The 17,857-nt window shown below is 26.5% G+C and carries 21 protein-coding genes; 5 read left to right on the top strand and 16 right to left on the bottom strand.

Features of this window, described 5'->3' with window-relative positions:
- Positions 1–6 precede the first annotated feature (6 nt).
- The 6 genes from D3Z07_RS00730 to D3Z07_RS00705 form a co-directional block, all read right to left on the bottom strand.
- On the bottom strand, positions 7–219 hold the full coding sequence (locus D3Z07_RS00730) for a tautomerase family protein (protein ID WP_076087432.1): 213 nt from the start codon (positions 217–219) through the stop codon (positions 7–9).
- Positions 220–291: 72 nt separating this feature from the next.
- Positions 292–1,533, bottom strand: coding sequence for a DUF711 family protein (locus D3Z07_RS00725; protein ID WP_122892811.1), 1,242 nt, complete (start codon positions 1,531–1,533; stop codon positions 292–294).
- Between the two features lie 67 nt (positions 1,534–1,600).
- Positions 1,601–2,392 carry an indole-3-glycerol phosphate synthase TrpC gene (gene trpC, locus D3Z07_RS00720; RefSeq protein WP_122892810.1) on the bottom strand — a complete coding sequence of 264 codons (792 nt, stop codon included), beginning with the start codon at positions 2,390–2,392 and terminating at the stop codon, positions 1,601–1,603.
- Positions 2,389–3,708 carry a tetratricopeptide repeat protein gene (locus tag D3Z07_RS00715; RefSeq protein WP_122892809.1) on the bottom strand — a complete coding sequence of 440 codons (1,320 nt, stop codon included), beginning with the start codon at positions 3,706–3,708 and terminating at the stop codon, positions 2,389–2,391. Before D3Z07_RS00715 ends, trpC begins: the two co-directional genes overlap by 4 nt.
- Positions 3,684–4,067 carry a YkgJ family cysteine cluster protein gene (locus D3Z07_RS00710; protein ID WP_122894171.1) on the bottom strand — a complete coding sequence of 128 codons (384 nt, stop codon included), beginning with the start codon at positions 4,065–4,067 and terminating at the stop codon, positions 3,684–3,686. Before D3Z07_RS00710 ends, D3Z07_RS00715 begins: the two co-directional genes overlap by 25 nt.
- Positions 4,051–4,773, bottom strand: a complete 723-nt coding sequence (locus D3Z07_RS00705; protein WP_122892808.1) for a tRNA1(Val) (adenine(37)-N6)-methyltransferase — start codon at positions 4,771–4,773, stop codon at positions 4,051–4,053. The genes D3Z07_RS00710 and D3Z07_RS00705 overlap by 17 nt, the downstream gene beginning before the upstream one ends.
- A 294-nt stretch (positions 4,774–5,067) precedes the next feature.
- On the opposite strand from D3Z07_RS00705, the gene D3Z07_RS00700 reads away from it, so the two are divergent.
- The 4 genes from D3Z07_RS00700 to D3Z07_RS00685 are packed head-to-tail and all read left to right on the top strand — an operon-like array spanning position 5,068 to position 7,934.
- A complete protein-coding gene (locus D3Z07_RS00700) occupies positions 5,068–5,385 on the top strand; it encodes a 4Fe-4S dicluster domain-containing protein (RefSeq protein ID WP_076087446.1) in 318 nt (105 codons plus the stop codon).
- 9 nt (positions 5,386–5,394) lie between these two features.
- Positions 5,395–6,525, top strand: coding sequence for a 2-oxoglutarate synthase subunit alpha (locus D3Z07_RS00695; RefSeq protein WP_076087448.1), 1,131 nt, complete (start codon positions 5,395–5,397; stop codon positions 6,523–6,525).
- A 1-nt stretch (position 6,526) separates the two neighbouring features.
- On the top strand, positions 6,527–7,360 hold the full coding sequence (locus D3Z07_RS00690; protein WP_076087450.1) for a 2-oxoglutarate ferredoxin oxidoreductase subunit beta: 834 nt from the start codon (positions 6,527–6,529) through the stop codon (positions 7,358–7,360).
- 10 nt (positions 7,361–7,370) lie between these two features.
- Entirely contained in the window at positions 7,371–7,934 is a 564-nt protein-coding gene (locus tag D3Z07_RS00685; protein ID WP_122892807.1) for a 2-oxoacid:acceptor oxidoreductase family protein, read from the top strand.
- A gap of 44 nt (positions 7,935–7,978) precedes the next feature.
- Here the strand turns inward: D3Z07_RS00685 and D3Z07_RS00680 are convergent, their stop codons facing one another.
- The 4 genes from D3Z07_RS00680 to rpe are packed head-to-tail and all read right to left on the bottom strand — an operon-like array spanning position 7,979 to position 10,584.
- Positions 7,979–8,521: an HD domain-containing protein gene (locus tag D3Z07_RS00680; protein WP_122892806.1), complete on the bottom strand. Its 543-nt coding sequence runs from the start codon at positions 8,519–8,521 to the stop codon at positions 7,979–7,981.
- Positions 8,522–8,523: 2 nt separating this feature from the next.
- Positions 8,524–9,360, bottom strand: a complete 837-nt coding sequence (locus D3Z07_RS00675) for a 3'-5' exonuclease (protein ID WP_122892805.1) — start codon at positions 9,358–9,360, stop codon at positions 8,524–8,526.
- A complete protein-coding gene (locus tag D3Z07_RS00670) occupies positions 9,350–9,940 on the bottom strand; it encodes a phosphoribosylanthranilate isomerase (RefSeq protein ID WP_122892804.1) in 591 nt (196 codons plus the stop codon). Before D3Z07_RS00670 ends, D3Z07_RS00675 begins: the two co-directional genes overlap by 11 nt.
- A gap of 2 nt (positions 9,941–9,942) precedes the next feature.
- Positions 9,943–10,584, bottom strand: a complete 642-nt coding sequence (gene rpe / locus D3Z07_RS00665; protein ID WP_122892803.1) for a ribulose-phosphate 3-epimerase — start codon at positions 10,582–10,584, stop codon at positions 9,943–9,945.
- Between the two features lie 114 nt (positions 10,585–10,698).
- On the opposite strand from rpe, the gene D3Z07_RS00660 reads away from it, so the two are divergent.
- Positions 10,699–11,715, top strand: coding sequence for a phospholipase A (locus D3Z07_RS00660; protein ID WP_076087462.1), 1,017 nt, complete (start codon positions 10,699–10,701; stop codon positions 11,713–11,715).
- 2 nt (positions 11,716–11,717) lie between these two features.
- Here the strand turns inward: D3Z07_RS00660 and D3Z07_RS00655 are convergent, their stop codons facing one another.
- The 6 genes from D3Z07_RS00655 to D3Z07_RS00630 all read right to left on the bottom strand — a co-directional run bounded on the left by D3Z07_RS00655 (position 11,718) and on the right by D3Z07_RS00630 (position 17,717).
- Entirely contained in the window at positions 11,718–12,149 is a 432-nt protein-coding gene (locus D3Z07_RS00655; protein WP_076087465.1) for a c-type cytochrome, read from the bottom strand.
- A 7-nt stretch (positions 12,150–12,156) separates the two neighbouring features.
- Positions 12,157–12,729, bottom strand: a complete 573-nt coding sequence (locus tag D3Z07_RS00650) for an NUDIX domain-containing protein (protein WP_076087467.1) — start codon at positions 12,727–12,729, stop codon at positions 12,157–12,159.
- Positions 12,726–13,928: a sensor histidine kinase gene (locus D3Z07_RS00645; protein WP_122892802.1), complete on the bottom strand. Its 1,203-nt coding sequence runs from the start codon at positions 13,926–13,928 to the stop codon at positions 12,726–12,728. Before D3Z07_RS00645 ends, D3Z07_RS00650 begins: the two co-directional genes overlap by 4 nt.
- Positions 13,921–14,580: a response regulator transcription factor gene (locus D3Z07_RS00640; protein ID WP_122892801.1), complete on the bottom strand. Its 660-nt coding sequence runs from the start codon at positions 14,578–14,580 to the stop codon at positions 13,921–13,923. The genes D3Z07_RS00645 and D3Z07_RS00640 overlap by 8 nt, the downstream gene beginning before the upstream one ends.
- A 103-nt stretch (positions 14,581–14,683) precedes the next feature.
- The gene (locus D3Z07_RS00635) at positions 14,684–15,187 is read right to left on the bottom strand and encodes a YajQ family cyclic di-GMP-binding protein (protein WP_076087473.1); all 504 of its coding nucleotides are present in this window, start codon (positions 15,185–15,187) and stop codon (positions 14,684–14,686) included.
- On the bottom strand, positions 15,180–17,717 hold the full coding sequence (locus D3Z07_RS00630; RefSeq protein WP_228200558.1) for a sensor histidine kinase: 2,538 nt from the start codon (positions 17,715–17,717) through the stop codon (positions 15,180–15,182). The genes D3Z07_RS00635 and D3Z07_RS00630 overlap by 8 nt, the downstream gene beginning before the upstream one ends.
- Positions 17,718–17,857: the final 140 nt, after the last annotated feature.

Below are 17,857 nucleotides of genomic sequence, written 5' to 3'. Positions count from 1 at the left end.
AGTAAATTACTTTGATTCTTCTCTAATATTACTAACTGTTTTCCCACCTATTGCATAATTATCAGTATTTATTTCTTCAATTATAACAACAGCACTAGAAGCTCCACGACCATTAAAAATAGAAGCAAACAGTTCTGTAATGCCTTTACTTAAAGCTTCTTTTTGCTCTTTACTAGCACCTCCATCTTCATGTGTCATTTTTACATTTATCAATGGCATCTTAATTCTCCTATTATGATTTATTTAAGATAGTATATTATTTATGTACTTTGAGTTTAATAGACATTTACTTTATGGTAAAGATAGAACTGCACTATTACATAAATCGTCACTTTCAAAAGAAGTGATATCATCTTTTTTTAAATTAGGAACAGGAAATAATCGGACAGTTAATGGCTTGTTTAATCTAAATGCCATTGTCCCCGTATCCCTCATTATTTGCTCAATTTTTTTATTAGGAGTATTTCCTTCAATTGGGACAGTATCTAAACCAATTCCACAAATTGCACTATTTGTTAAAAGTGTTCTTATGTCAAAATCTTTATCAATAGTTCCTTGTGCTAAACCTTTATCTTCAACAACTGCTAACATAAGACCTGAAAAACCAACTAGAGGTAATTCTTTAACACTTTTAAATATTTTTGTTAATAATGAAGATATTTCAATAGTACCACTTCTTCCAAAGCAATCTAATCCCATTTGTTTATACACTTCTACCATTGATGAGCAATTTTTAGAAGGAGCTGCTGAGGAATCAATTCCTTTAAAGATAAAAGAGGATTGATTTCCGATTTTTTCTTCAAACTTATCTAATATATCTTTAATATTACTACAATGATAAGAAAGAGCTTCTTTTAATATTTTAAAATATGAAGCCATTGCAACATTATGTGATAACTTAGGATTTTTATCATTAAATTCTTTTAAGACTTCAACTAATAAATCAGGAGTTTCTAAACCTAATACATATGCATTTTCTAGCTGGCTTTCATGATAAGAAGCAGGAAAATAAGGGATAAAAGGTTTACAGTTAAAATTAACTGTAAAGTTAAAGTTCCCCTCTCCTCTTGGTGTGATTTCTGATATTTTTTTTACTGCTTTTACAGATTGAGTTATAAGTTCATTATCTAGCACTTCATTTTCATCTAAAGATACATTTACACAAGCATTTGCTAAATCACCAAAAGCTAATATTAATTCAGGAAGTAAAGATATTTCTTGATTTGTTTTAGCTTCACCAATTGCAAATCTAATACGTAAACTTGTAGTACTTTTATCTAAGATATTTGAAATAAATTCTAAATCTTTTTTAGCACTTTTTATAGATGATGTATCTAAATACTCTCCAAAAGCATTAGTTACAATTCTTATTGATTGTACTTCGTAGTCTTCTTTTATGAATTTTTCACTTAAATCTTCACAAAAATCACAAGCTTTAAGAAGTTCATCTTCCCATGAGTTTTTATTTTTGTTTAGACTTAAAAAAGTAGTTATAGTTCTAATTTTACATAATTGTTTATTTTTGAAAGTCATGAAAAGTCCTTTTTATTTATTAGTTCTACTATAACTAAAAAAATACCTAAGGACAATCCATATATTGCTAGTTAAGTGCGTTTTTGAACTTTGTTACTTCATCTTCAATAGATGATTGTCTCATAAAATGCTCGCCAATTAAAAATGCATCAGCACCAATTTTTGATAATCTTTGAATTGTTTCAACATTAGAAAGACCAGATTCAGCAACAATAATTTTCCCATTTGGAATCATTGGAATTAATTGGTCACACATAGTCATATCCATTTGCATAGTATCAAGGTTTCTATGATTAATACCAATAATACTAGCTCCACATTTAATAGCTTTTGTTAAGTCTTCTTTATCATGAATTTCAACTAATACTTCAAGTCCAAGATGAAGTGCATATTCATATAATTCTTTTAACTCTTTTGTAGCTAAAGATTTTGCAATAAGTAAAATAAAATCAGCTCCATAAACTAAAGCTTCAACAATTTGATATTTATCAACAATAAAATCTTTTCTTAAAAGAGGAGTTGGTACATATCTTCTTATTTGAGTTAAATATTCTAAATTACCATGAAAATAATGTGGTTCAGTTAAAACTGAAATTGCATTTGCCCCACTATTGCTATATGCTTGTGCAATTTCCATAGGATTAAAATCTTCTTTTATAATACCTTTTGAAGGACTAGCTTTTTTAACTTCAGCAATTATTCTAATAGGTTCTTCTGAAGTCGATGTTAAAAAAGGTTTTACATCTCTTGGTGCAAAAGGATTTGAAGCTAATGTTCTTCCTAATAAATCTAAACTTATCTCTTTTTTTCTAATCTCTAAATCTTGTTTTGTTCTTTCTACAATTTCATCTAATATCACTTAGTACACTCCTTAATTTTTTCCCAATGTAAAGTTATTTCGTCATCTTCAAATTTAGCATTTTCAATAACATTTTTCATATTTTTATATGCATTTTCACAATCTTTAATTTTATATTCACCCCATGCAAGGGTATCAATATAAGCTAGATTATTTGGATCTTTACTTAATGCTTTTTTAACTAAAATCAATCCTCTACTTATATCTAAATCATAATCAATTAAGATATATGCTAAATAGTTTTCATAAACAGGATTTGAAATCTTCTCTAATACTTTATCAAATTTAGAAATCACGGAATTTAAAACATCTTTTTTATTTTCTGCCATCTCAAATTCTAAAATAGCTTTTTGTCCTAAAAATTCTAAATTATTAGTTTTTTTATATAATAAGTCTAATAATCTATTTGCTTTTTCTATTTCATTAGCATCTCTATATAAAGATAATAATGCTGGATTTTCTTTATCATTTTCTTCTAAAAATTTTATCGCTTTTTTACTATCTTTTTGAAGTAAATATCTTGATAATAAATTTTGTGTATTAGATAATGATGGTTCTTTATTTTCTTTTTTGTAATATGAATACATTTTTTCTAATAAAGGTATTATTTTCTCATTCTCTTTATCTTTTTCATAAAAAGATAATAATTGTAAAGATAAAGAAAAAGGATATGAATTTGAAGTTATATACTTTTCCATAGTATTTTTTGATTTTTCTTTTTGATTTGTAAAGTAATATTGTATATTTGTAATAGTTTGTAAAGTATGCACTGACTTATCAATTTTATAAGCTTTTTTAAACTCTTCTTCAGATTTTTCATACTCTTTTAAATCTAGATATATACTAGCTAAAAAAGTATGATTGCTTTTATGATAAAACTTTTTAGTAAGCTTTTTTGCATATTTTATACACTGTTCTTTCTCATTAAGTTTTAATAATGATAATGTATATAATTTTAAAATCATTTCTTCTTGTTTTATATCTTCAACTAAGTTTAAAGAAGCATATTCTTTTACATTTTTATAATCTTTAAGTACAAACGATAAATTTAAATATTTAACTAAATACTCATAATTATTTGTATTTTTAAAAAGTTTTGAATATATTTCTCGTGCAGAGATATAATCTTTTTGATTTTCATATTCTAAAGCATACATTATATATGGGTCTTCTAAATTAAAAGACTTAGTTTTATTTTGTATAACTGTTTTTTTTATTTCACTGTTTTTTATAATTTCAGTATTTGCAGTATTAACACATCCACTAATACATAATAAAAAAGTAGTAAAAATTAAATAGTTCTTATAGCTGGGCACTCTTCATAAACCTCTTGTGTATTTTCTTTAAAATAATCCCAAAATGGGAAAGTACGACATTGTATTGGTCTAGCTTCATATATTGAACATTGTCTTTTTTCTAAATCAAAAAAAGTACATGCATAATTATCTTCTGCTAATTTTACCTCTTTTATACTGTATTTATAACCTTTTTTTTCTAAATACTTACTTCGTAACTCTTCAAGTGATATATTAAGATGAGTTGCCAAGGTATTTATCTCTTGTGCATTAATCCAAATATATCCACTCTCTCCAATACAGCAATTACCAGCACAAGTGTCGCAAGCACTTGGCTCAAAAGCATAAGGAAAGCCATCTTTTTTAATTAAATTGTTCACTATCTACCTTTATACTATGTGTTGAGGACTTATCATAAATATCTTTCACCTCTTGTGTAAATTCACTATCTTTAAATACAAAAAGTGGACTTAATATTTTTGTTAAAGATTTTGAATTCTTTCTTGCATAAACTAAAATCAATGTTGCATCTTTAGATTGCTTTGGATGAACAAATTGTAAAGCCTCTAAATTTAGTTTATATTTGTTTAAAAAAATGATTATCTCATTAATTTGTTTCACATCGTAACAGAAAAAAAGCTTTCCAGAATCCTTTAAAATAGAAGAACTTTTTTGTATAAAACTTTCCAAAGGCATTGAATCATTATACCTTGCAATTTTAATATTTTCATTTTCACTCTTAATTACATTACAGTGGTAAAAAGGTGGATTTGAAATACACATGTCAAACTTTTTATCAAATCGTATGTCCAAAAAAGAACCTTCATATAGTTTACTTTTTTGTTTATTTGTTTGTACATTTTTTAATGAAAGGAATTGGAATGTTTTTTGAACTTCACATTGATTCAAATTTAAACTTTGGTATTCTCTAGAAACAAGTAATCCTAGTATCCCACTACCACTACCTATATCTAATACTTCACCTTTAACATTTTTAAATTTTTTCATATTATTAACGACAAAATTATATAAAAAATGTGTATCACTATTATAACAATAACCATTCATTGGTTGATATAAAACCAAACTTATTCCTTTTTACATTTTAGGTATTATATCTAAGATTAACCAACATATGATTTAAATAAATTTCAATCATTTTCTTTATAATTAATAGCAATATTTCACTTAAGCTTAATCTTAGTTTCGTAGCAATCAAAAATATACACATAGCACTAGTGTAGCAAAATGTAACAAGAGCTAAATTAGCTTTCTAAAATGAAAGTTTTACTAATCCTTTAGATGTATTATAGGTTATTATTCAATCATAATAATTGAGTTTATTCAAATATTGATTAATAAAAATTTTAAGGGGAAATTATGTCTAATATGGAAGCTCCTGCAAACACACCTGTTTGGGTTAATGAAGCTAGATGTAAAGCATGTGATAAATGTGTATCTGTTTGTCCAGCCGGTGTACTAGTTATGAGACAAGAAGTTCATTCAACATTAGGTTCAATAATAAAAGTAGCAAATCCTGATTCATGTATTGGTTGTACAGACTGTGAATTAGCATGTCCAGATTTTGCAATTTATGTTGCAGATAAAAAAGAATTTAAATTTGCTAAACTATCAGAAGAAGCAAAAACAAGAAAAGAAGCAATTGTTAAAAATAATTATAGAGAATTAGAGGCTTAAGGAGAATTAATGGCAAGAGAATTAATATCAACAGGTAATGAATTAGCAGCAAAGGCTGCGTTAGATTCTGACGTTCAATTTTTTGCGGGATATCCTATTACTCCTTCAAGTGAAGTAATGCATATATTATCAACTGCATTACCAGCTAGAGGGGATGCATGTATCCAAATGGAAGATGAAATTTCAGGAATTTGTGCGGCATTAGGTGCAGCAATGTCTGGAAAAAGATCGTTAACAGCAACAAGTGGACCAGGTATTTCTTTAAAAGCAGAAAACTTAGGTGTAGGGTATATTTCAGAAGTACCTTTAGTTGTTATCAATGTAATGAGAGGTGGTCCATCAACTGGTTTACCAACAAGAGTTGCACAAGGTGATTTATTACAAGCTAAAAACCCTACTCATGGTGATGTTAAATCAATCACTTTAGTACCAGGTAACTTAAATGAGTGTTATACAGAAGTTGCACGTGCATTTAACTTAGCAGATAGATTTATGCAACCAGTATTCGTTTTATTAGATGAAACAATTGGTCACATGAGTGGAAAAGCAAGTATTCCTGATTTAGAAACAATTCAAGAAGAAAAGATACCAAGAAAGAAATTTACTGGTGATAAAAAAGATTATAAACCTTATGGTGTTGAAGCTGATGAACCAGCTGTATTAAATCCAATGTTTGAAGGTTATAGATACCACTTTACTGGATTACATCATGGACCAACTGGACATCCTACTGAAGATGCTGAAGTTTGTGATGCTTTAATGAAAAGATTATTCAATAAAGTTGATGCACATATGGATGAATTAGAATCTAATGAAGAATATATGTTAGATGATGCAGACATTATGATTATTGCATATGGTTCTGTTTCATTAGGTGTAACAGAAGCAATTAACAGAATGAGAGCTGAAGGTATCAAAGTTGGTATGTTCAGACCTAAAACAATCTGGCCAAGTCCAGAAAAAAGAATCAAAGAATTATGTGACAAATTTGACAAAGTATTAGTTGCTGAGTTAAATATGGGACAATTTGCTGATGAAGTACAAAGAGCAAGTGGTAGATCTGATTTTGATACATTATTCAAAGTTAACGGAAGACCACTATCTCCACTAGAAATTATTGAAAAAGTGAAGGGAATGTAATATGGCTTTTAATTATGACGAATATTTAAGAACTGATAAGATGCCAACACTATGGTGTTGGGGATGTGGTGATGGAGTTATTTTAAAATCTATCATTAGAGCTATTGAAAAAACTGGTTGGAACATGGATGATGTTTGTGTTGTTTCTGGTATTGGATGTTCAGGAAGAACTTCTTCATACATCAACTGTAACACTGTTCACACAACTCACGGTAGAACACTAGCTTATGCTACTGGAATTAAATTAGCTAATCCAGAAAAGAAAGTTATTGTTGTTGGTGGTGATGGTGATGGTCTTGCAATTGGTGGAAACCATACTATCCATGCATCAAGAAGAAATATTGATTTAAATTATATTATTATCAATAACTTCATTTATGGATTAACTAACTCACAAACTTCTCCAACAACTCCTCAAGGAATGTGGACAGTTACTATGAGTAAAGGTAATATTGACCCTACTTTTGATGCTTGTAAATTAGTTGAAGCAGCAGGAGCATCTTTTGTTGCTAGAGAAACTATGTTAGATCCTAAAAAACTAGAAAGAATTTTAGTTAAAGGTTTCCAACATACAGGATTCTCATTTATTGAAGTATTCTCTAACTGTCACGTTAACTTAGGAAGAAAAAATAAAATGGCTACTGCTATGGCTAACTTAGATTGGATTAAATCTATTTCAGTTGGAAAAGCTAAGTTTGAGAAATTAGAACCAGAAGAGCAAGTTGGAAAATTCCCATTAGGAATTTTAAAACATGATGAAACTGCTGATGAATATTGTGAGTCTTACGAAAAAGTAAAAGAGGCTAACAAAACAAATACTATGATTCAATTCTAAGGAGAACATTATGGCTAAAACATTAATGAGATTTACAGGTGTTGGTGGACAAGGTGTACTTCTAGCAGGTTCTATTTTTGCAGCTGCAAAAATTAACGATGGTGGTTATGGTTTAAAAACTGCAACATATACATCTCAAGTAAGAGGTGGTCCAACAGTTGTTGATATTACTTTACAAGATGATGAAATTTTATACCCTTATGCAAATGATGGTGAAATTGACTTTATGTTATCTGTTGCTCAAATATCTTATGACCAATTTAAAAATGGTGTAAGAGATGGAGCAACTATTGTTGTTGAGCCAAATTTAGTTACACCAACAGAAGAAGATAAAAAAAGATGGAATATAGTTGAAATTCCAATTATTACTATTGCAAAAGAAGAGATTGGTAATGTAATTACTCAATCTGTTTTAGCACTTGCAATGGCTAACTACTTTACAGGTGAAACAGTTGATAACGAAACGTTAAGAAAAACTATGCTTTCAAAAGTACCTGCAAAAGTACATGATATTAATAATAAAGCCTTTGATTTAGGTCTTAAATACGCAGCTGAAGCTTCTAAAGCTTCATAAAAAAAGGAAGTAGTCAAAAGACTACCTCCTTTAAATCTTATCTTCTAATTACAATATTGTTTGTAGTTTTCTATTTTTTCTTCTAATCGTACCGATAAATATATATTCGAGTTTTTTAAACAAGAAAGAATAAAACTAGCTTCTTTTAAATAAGCTTTCTTTTTATCATTATCCCAATGTTTTGGAGGAGTTGATAGGTTTGTAATTCTGTCTGCTAGTTTTACCATTTGAACTTCATAAGGTTGTTCTAAAAGCATTTCAATACTTTTTTTCATCTGTTCTTGCTTTGATTGCAAACTTTTATCTTTACTAAGTGCTTCAACACCATTTGCAATTGCTTCACTAAAGTCAACATATAAATCATCATAAGTAATTTTTGTATCTTCTATAGTATCATGTAATAAAGCACACGAAATTGCTAAATTAGCTTTATCTTCATCCATTTTTGATTTTTCACAAGCATGTATTACTTCCATTGTTACTGATACTACATGTGCAAGATAAGGTAGGTTTTTGGGAGTTTTTTGTTCAGCATGAGCATGTGCTGCATATTCTAAAGCTTTAATATATACATCTTGTGAAAACATTATTAATCTTCCTTTTGCTTTTGTATTTTTTCTTTAATTGATGCAATTGTTTTTGAGTTTTTAGAAAAGCTTATTAATTTTTCTACATTTGTAATTTTATCCTTACAAATATTTTTTAATGACTTTTCAAATACTTGAGTAGTTGCTAGTGCATCATCATAAGCTCTATGATGATTTTCAAGCTCGATATCTAATTCTTCTTTCAAAAAACCTAGACCATATCTAGGAGAATCAATAGTTCTTTTTGCTAAATCAATACTACAAAGTTTTCTATTTTGAAGTTTTCCTAAATCATATTTTTCTAGTGAGTCTGAAATATAATTATAATCAAATTTAATATCATGTGCAACAAAAACATCATCTTCTAAAAAAAGCTTAAACTCTTTAAGTACTGCTTCTAAAACTGGAGCATCTTCTAGCATTAAAGGTGTTATATTTGTCACTTCTTGGATATAAGAAGGAATATCTTTTGCATAAACTAAGGATTGAAAATTATCAATTATTTCACCATTTTTGTATTTTACAGCACCAATTTCAATTATTTGGCTACCTTTTTTTATAGATGAACCATTTGTTTCAATATCTACAATACAAAAACATTGTTCATTAATAGAAGTCTTATTAGTTTTTAAATAAATTTTATTTTTATCAAATTCTAAAGGCAAGCCATTTGATAATAAAAGTTCAAATTCTAATTCAGGAGTATCAAAAAAAGTATCACTTGCTTTTTCTAAAAGAGTTAGAAACTCTTCATATTCAATAGACTCTTTTAGTAATCTTTCAATAATATTGGATATTTTAAAAGTAGGTTTTACAATTATTCTTTTTTTAGATTTCATTTACTGCTTTTATAAAATTTATCATTTTTTGCTTATCTTTTTTTCCCTTTGAAGCCTCAACACCAGAGCTTACATCAACCCCATAAAAACCATAACCTTTTAATTCATTTAAGTTATTTTCGTTAAGACCACCAGCTAAAATCATTTTAGAACAATCAATATCTTTAAACCATTCTAAAGCAAGTCTTTTCCCTTCACCACCAAAACCATCAACAAAAGCATCAACTAATACATACTCATCTTTTGTATTTAAGATATCTTCTTTAGATTTTGCTCTTAATACTTTTATATATCTAGTGTCTAAAGTATTAAAATCAGTGTACGCATCATCATCAATGACTTGTGCTGATTGCATCTTTGCATTTATACACACTTGATTTATAAAAATATTTGGTTCATTTACAAATAATCCTATTGTTTGTACAAAAGGAGGAAGTTTTTCAACAATTGCTCTTGCTTGAAATGGTTCAATATATCTAGGAGATTTATCATAAAAAACAAAACCTAAAGCATCAGCACCTGCATTTATAGCATTAAGTGCATCTTCAAGATTTGTTATTCCACAAATTTTAACTTTCATAATTAAACCTGTAAACTCTTAATAGCTTTTGAATAATCATCATTACCGAATACATAAGAACCAGCTACAACTACATCAACTCCTGCTTCTTTTAATTCATGGATATTTTTATCATTTACTCCACCGTCAACTTCAATTAAACAGTTCGGGTTTCTTTTTTTAATTAATTCTTTAAGTTTTTTTGCTTTTTCAACAACACTAGTAATAAATTTTTGTCCACCAAAACCTGGGTTTACTGACATTAATAAAACCATATCTAAATCTTCTAAAAGGTATTCAATTGACTCGGGTGTAGAATGAGGATTTAAAACTATTGCAGGTTTAATTCCTAAAGATCTGATTTTTTGAATAAGTCTATGAGGATGTTTTTCACTTTCAATATGAAATGAAATATATTTAGGTTTCAAAGGTGCAAAAAGCTCAACAAAGAATGTATTATTTTCAACCATTAAATGTACATCTAAGGGTTTTGTAGAAGCTTTTACTACAGGATTTACAACTACTGGACCTAAAGTCATATTTGGAACAAAATGACCATCCATTACATCAACATGAACTAAATCGCAACCGCCGTCACAAATAGCTTTAATTTCTTCATTTAATTTTCCAAAGTCTGCTGATAGTATAGAAGGAGCAACTTGCATTTTATAACCTTTATTTATTAATTTTAGGCGATTATACCATGAAATATCTTTTATACAAAGTATATTAAAACAAAAATTGTATAAAATAAGCTTTTAATTTTAAGGGTAGTACTAATGAAATATATTTTGATTTTTTTATTTAATTTGATCTTATTAAATGCGGCTGATGACTTTACTAATATTTACACAAAAGCACAAAGTTATGAAAAAGAAGGTAATTATAAAGAAGCTATGCTTTTATATAAAAAAGCTGCTGATGCTAAAATATCAAAAGAAGATAAATATATTATCGATTTGTCTAATAATGAAGAACATAAAGTTCAGACTTTTACAAAAATGAAAAGTGATTTTTATAAAAACTACATCGACAAAACAAATGATAAAGAAACAAACTCAAATTTAAAACAAATGATAACAGGTGATTTTGGGCTATATCCTTATAAGAAAAACTATTTACTTCCTACTACTTATGATTTAAATAAAACTTCAGATAGAGATGCTTTTGAAACTAGCTTCCAAATTAGTATAGAAAAACCAATTTTATATGACTTTTTTAATTTGAGCGAATCAATATCAGCAGCATATACTCAAAAATCATTTTGGCAAACAAGTTCTAATTCTTCTCCTTTTAGAGAGTCAAATTATAAACCAGAAGTATTTGTTCAGTTTCCCTATGAAAAAAGTAGCACATTAAAAGGTTTAAAAATTGCATTAATGCATGAATCAAATGGAAGAAATGATGAAGACTCAAGGTCATGGAATAGAATATACTTAGAGAGCTATTTACAACTATCTGAACTTTTTGTAATTCCTAGAATTTGGTATAGAATTCCTGAAAAAAGTGAAGATGACGATAATCCAGATATTGATAAGTATTATGGATATGGAGATTTAAATTTACTTTATGCATATAAAAAACATAATTTTGAGTTAATGCTGAGAAATAACATGAGATTAAATTCTCAAAATAAGGGAGCTGCAGAGTTAAACTGGACTTTTCCTCTACCTGAATTTTTATCAACACCAAATTCATATGGGTTTTTACAAATATTTTCAGGATATGGAAATAGTTTAATTGACTATGATAGAGAAAGTCATAAGATAGGTTTAGGAATAGCTTTTTCTAGATAAAGCTATTTCTTTTTTAAGTTTTTAACATAGTAATATATAGCATCAATTTCTTCATCAACTAGAAAATATGTTGGCATAATATTTGCTTTATATACTAACTTTTCACAAACTTCTTCCTTTGAAAATTTTTTCTTTGGATTCTTTTTGGCATTAACTTTTTTATAAAACATATCATATTCTACATCCTTAATACTAGGAACTGTTAAAACACAATCATATTTTTTCTTATCATAAACATGTTTAAAAGATACAATTTCTTTTCCTTTTGCATTATCACCATGACAAGTATTACAACCTATTCCTCTTGGATTATTATAAAGCATTTCTCCATACTCAAATTTAGTAATAAAAGAATTATTAACTTTTATCAACTTTGTTTCATCTGCAATTAAATTTAAATAGCAAAGAGAAATTAAAAATATTAAGCTCTTCATTTTATACTTATATTCTCCTATTTTTCATAAACCAATAAAAAGAAAACATTAAACCAGGTGTTTTAGCTTTACTTTCATCAAAAATAAATTCATCAATTTCTTCAATTGGTAAAAACATTAAATCAATTTGTTCATCATTTATACCACCACCATCATGAACTTTCATAGATTCATTAATCTTTGCATAAAAAAGATTTTGACAAGATCCACTAACACCTACATTTGTATAAAATGAAGTCACTTTCTCAATAGCTTCTAAAGGAACATCATATCCACACTCTTCATCAATTTCTTCTTTTGCTATTTGTTCTAGTGAAACATCTTTATCTATTATTCCAGCACAAAGTTCATAAGTACATAAATGACTTTCATCATTTAAATATACAGGAGCTCTAAACTGTTTTACAAGTAAAAAAGCATCTTTTTCTTCATGATAAAGTAAAACGGCAACAGAATCAAAACTTTTAACTGCTTCCCATGCTTTTTGTTTTCCATTTAGACTATATGTAATCTTAACAGGATGTACAAACCTTGTATCTTTTAAATTATTTGTTTTAAAATCTTTTATAATATTTTTCATATCTTATTTTTACTTTCTAAATCACATTTTGAACCATTAATAATTGATGAAAAATCTACATAAAAAGTTGAACCAACTTTAAGTTCTGATTTTAAATCTAATTTTAAATCATATTCATCACTTATTCTTTTTACAATATCTAGGCCTATTCCAAAACCACCTTCAATATTTGTACCTCTTTTATATCTTTTAAATATTTCTTTTTGTTCTACTTCACTAATTCCAATGCCAAAATCTTCTACACTTAGAGTATTGTTTTTAATGCATACATTAACAATTGAATTATTATGGCTATATTTTATAGCATTTGATATTAAATTATTCACAATTTTTTGAGTTTTTGTTTTATCCATTAAAATAATACAATCATCTAAATCATCATTTATTACTATTTTTTTAGTAATTGAAATATCATTAAAATATTCTACACTATCTTTAACTAGAACTTTTAAATTAAACTCTTCAAAAACATCTTCATTTATTTCATTAAAAGCTGAAAAATGAATATCATTATAAATCTGAGATATTTGCTTTGAGCTACTTAAAATATACCTCATCATTTTTTCAGAATTTTTACCTTTTTTAAGCATTGATGTTGATGTCATTAATACAGTAACAGGTGTATTTAATTCATGCGCTGAATCTTTAATAAACTTATCCATATGTTCAATTTTTTCTCTTACTGGTTTTAATAAAATCTTTGCAAGTAAAAACCCAATTAAACCAATAAAAATACCACTTAAAATTAATTTTACAACAACATAAATTTTTAAACTATTTCGATTATCAATTCCAATACAAGTTTCAATAGCAATATATTTAATAGGAATTGTTTCTTCATTTAATTTTGTTATGTAAAATTCAAAAGCAGAACTTTCATACATGTTTCTTGAAAAATCAACAGCGTCAGGGTCTTTTAAGTATGAGAATATTACTTTTTGGTCTTTATCATATAAAGCGTAATTTATATCTTTATTTTCTAATTTTTTAGGTACATACTCTTTATGTTTCATATAAGAGTTTAAGATATCTGCTTCAATTTGCATAGAAGCACTACTCATTTCCATACTACATGAATCTGAAACTGATTTTAACTCATCATTATAATATATATAAAGTAATACAGATAGAAGTAAAACCGTAGAACCTACATAAATAGATAGAAAACTAACTAGAGCTTTTTTTTCATTCTTATTCAAATTTATATCCTATTCCTCTAATTGTAGTAATCTTCTCTTTTCCAATAATTTCTCTTAAGTTTTTGATATATACTCTTATAGTTGCATCTGTTGGCATCTCTTCATAAGCCCAAATATTTTGCAATAACTCATCACTTGAGATTACTCTTTTTTTATGAGTACAAAAGTATTTTAAAATATCTCTTTCTTTTTGAGCAATACTTACACTCTTATCTTCTAAAGTAATTCTACAAGAATCAGGGTCAAAAGAGATTGTTGGAGTTATTACAATATTGTCATTTTGTTCAATTGAGAACTGTCTACATAATCTTAAAATTCTTTGATCTAATTCTTCTAAATCAAAAGGCTTTTTTATATAATCATCAACACCATTTTCAAAAGAGTCTTTTAAATGTTTTGTATCTTGATAAGCTGTTAAAATTATTACAGGTATTTTAATTTTATACTCTTCTCTAATTGTTTTAAGAACTTCAAGTCCAGACATAATAGGAGTATTAATATCTAAAAGTGCAAAATCGAACTTTTCATCAATTAAATATTCTAAAGCATCTTGTCCATTTAGACATAAAGTTACGTCATAACCTTTATCAATTAAATGGTCATTAAGTAAATCACTTAATAAATTGTCATCTTCTAATAATAAAACTCTCATAATCATTCCTAATTTTTAATGATATGATTATATAGTAATTTTGTTTATGAAGTGTGTATAGAATAAATATACTTCAAGTTAATGAAGTATATTTAAAAAAGTATTATCTAAAGTTATCAAATACTAATGGAGCTTTTAGTTCTAGTGATTTTAAATGCTTCATTACATTTTGTAAATCATCAATATTTTTACCACTAACTCTAATCTCATCACCTTGATTTACAGCTGTTACTTTTAATTTTAAAGATTTGATTTCTGTTTGAATTGTTTTTGCTTCATCTTTTTCAATACTGTCAATAATTTTATAAGTGAATTTTCTATTTCCACCACTTGAATCTTCTGTTTTTAACTCTTCTAGTGAATTAATAGAAATATCTCTTTTATTCATCTTTGAAATTAAAATATCTTTCATTGCATCAATTTTATTATCACTTGCACTTGTTAAAGTTAAAGTCTTAGCACCTTGATTTAAATCTATTTCTTTTGTAATACCCTTGAAATCATATCTGTTATCTACTTCTTTTTGTGCTTGTATTACTGCATTTTTCATCTCTTGCATATCTAATTTTGCCGAGATATCAAACTGATGTTCTTTTGATTTAGCCATTTGTTTCCTTTTTTAATTTTATTATAAAGTTTACACCTCTATATGAAATATCATCTATTAATGTATCTTTGTTATTAAGTGTAATTGTACCATTAACTTTTTCAAGAATAGTTTTAGCCATATATAATCCTAAGCCTGTACCATCTTCTTTCTCTTTTGTTGTAAAATAAGCTTCAAAAATTTTATCTTTAATTTCATCGCTTATTCCACCTGCAAAGTCAAGAATACTAATAATTAGTTCATCATTTTCTTCTTTACAACTTATCTCAATTCTTTTTATATCACAATCATTCATAAGTATTGCATCTCTTGAATTATTTATTACATTGATAATTACCTGCATAATTTCATTTTCATAACCTAATGTAAGTTCTTCTTTAAAACTATCTTGCATTTCTAGTTTTATAAATATTCCTTGATAATTATAAATCTTTTCAATTAAATTAATTGATTTTTTTATCATTGATGAAACTTTATATTCATTTTTAACATTGTTCTTAAAAAAGTTTCTAAAATCTTCCATTGTAGTAGACATTAATTCGATTTGTTTTTTAATAGCAATATTATCTTTTTTTAATTCTTCTTCTGTGTTCTCACCAATTAATAATCTTAACTCAGCTGAAGAGTTAATCATACTTATAGCATTTAAAGGTTGTTTCCATTGATGAATAATCATAGAAATCATTTCTCCAATTGCTGCCATTTTATTATTTTGAACTAACTGTGCATCTTTTTGTCTATTTTTTGCAACAACTTTTGATATTCTAATTTCTAAATCTTCATTAATCTCTATTAATTCTTTTGTCTTCTCTTTAACACTTTCTTCTAAATGTTCATTTAATTGAGTTTGTTCACTTATTAGTTTACTAATTTTAGAAGCCATTTCATTAAATGATTTTTCCAAATTACCAATTTCATCATTACTTTCATTATTGATTCGATAATCAAACTCGTTGTTTGCAAACTTTTTTGTTCCAATAAGAAGGTTTTCAATCTTTGAAGAAATATAATCTGACATCAATATAGCAATTACAATAACTATTGCAATCATTATTAAACTAATAAAAGTTAATTCTTTAATTATATTTTTAATATAACTACTAATTTCATATTTATTATCATCGACTATTTCTTTTACAATATTATTTTGAGTTTTCAAAATCTTTTTTATATTTTCTCTAGTCTTATTTGCAGCAAAATGGAATTCATCAACATTAGCACCAATTGTTACAAAACCAAAACCTCTTTTAGAATCTTTAAACTTACCTGTTTTATATGAAATTGGAGCAGCAGTTACTAACTTCCATACTCCACTCCAAAAAATTATGAAAGAACCATGTCCTCCATCTTTTGTAAGTTCCATCCAACCATTACATTGTGGTGCAAAATTTAAATATCTACAATCTAATGAAACTTCACCTTTTTCTAAAAGCTGTTTAATATTTGGTTTTTTTGATAAGGATTGCTCTTTGAAAACAGGATAAGTTAATAAAAAATCATTTAAATCTTTTTTACCTGATTTTAAAAAATCATCTTTTAAATCCTTACTAATCCAAGGGGCAATACGTTTTCCAGTTTTCTTATTAAACCCAGATATAAAATAATCCCTTGGATGAGAGATATTACGGCCTAAATAATCCCACATAAAAGCATAATTACCTTCTCCTGCATTTATAATTTGCGATTTTGAATAAATACCAATAGGATTTAAATTATCAGTATATTCCATTATATGCCTATGATTTAAAGCCATTGACAAATAACCAATTTTAATCTCGTTTTTAAATACAGGTGTAATAAATCGTACTATACCTTCAAATCTTTTTCCATTTGGATTCTCTAATCCTGAATATGCACTACTTTTTGCATCAAATTCTATATTGGCTTTTTTAGCTTTTTCTTTTGTAAATGTACCTATTATTTTTGAACCTATATATTCACCAATAACATCAGAAACAAATATCTCACCTTCTTCTAAATATTGTATTTTTTTAAAGTAATTTTCTGAATTTATATAAGTATTTTCTTTTAATGAGACATCTAATTTTTTTTGATTTAATGATGAAACTTTATTAATTTCAATTCCTTCTAAATTGAAAAAAGATATTTCTTTATAAATAGGTATTAATTTTGTTTTTACTAAAGATTCCGGGTTGTAGTTAAAATCTGTTTTATTATCACTTAATATTTTAGGAGTAAAATTATTATTAGGTATTTTATTATCTATATACCATTTTTGTTTTTTATCATTATAATTATACTTATCATGAACTACTATTTCTTTTTCTTTGCTATTATAAAATTCTTTTAATGTCTTATCTGTAATATCAAGTTTTGATAAAAATAAAATATCAGAATCTCTTTGTTTTAAAAATTCTGATACTCTATTTGCAATTTCTAAAGTAAGTCTTTCAAGTGATTCTTGAGATTTTTTATTTAAATTAGTAATACTATCGTTAATAGATTCATTTGCAGTATTAAGGATAATCTCTTTACTTTTATTAGATAAATAAGTAGTGCTCTTATTCATATATTCATTTAAATTTTTAATACTTATATAAGAAATGTAAGTCATCACTAATAAAGGAAGTATTTTAATTATTATAAATAATAAAATTAGTTTTATTTTAATTGTTAATTTACTCATTAAAAATTATAACAGATAAATTT

It is taken from the genome of Arcobacter peruensis, from assembly GCF_003711085.1.
GTDB lineage: Bacteria > Campylobacterota > Campylobacteria > Campylobacterales > Arcobacteraceae > Poseidonibacter > Poseidonibacter parvus.
Note: the sequence above shows the minus strand (reverse complement) of the source record. Positions and strands in the feature narration are given on the sequence as shown.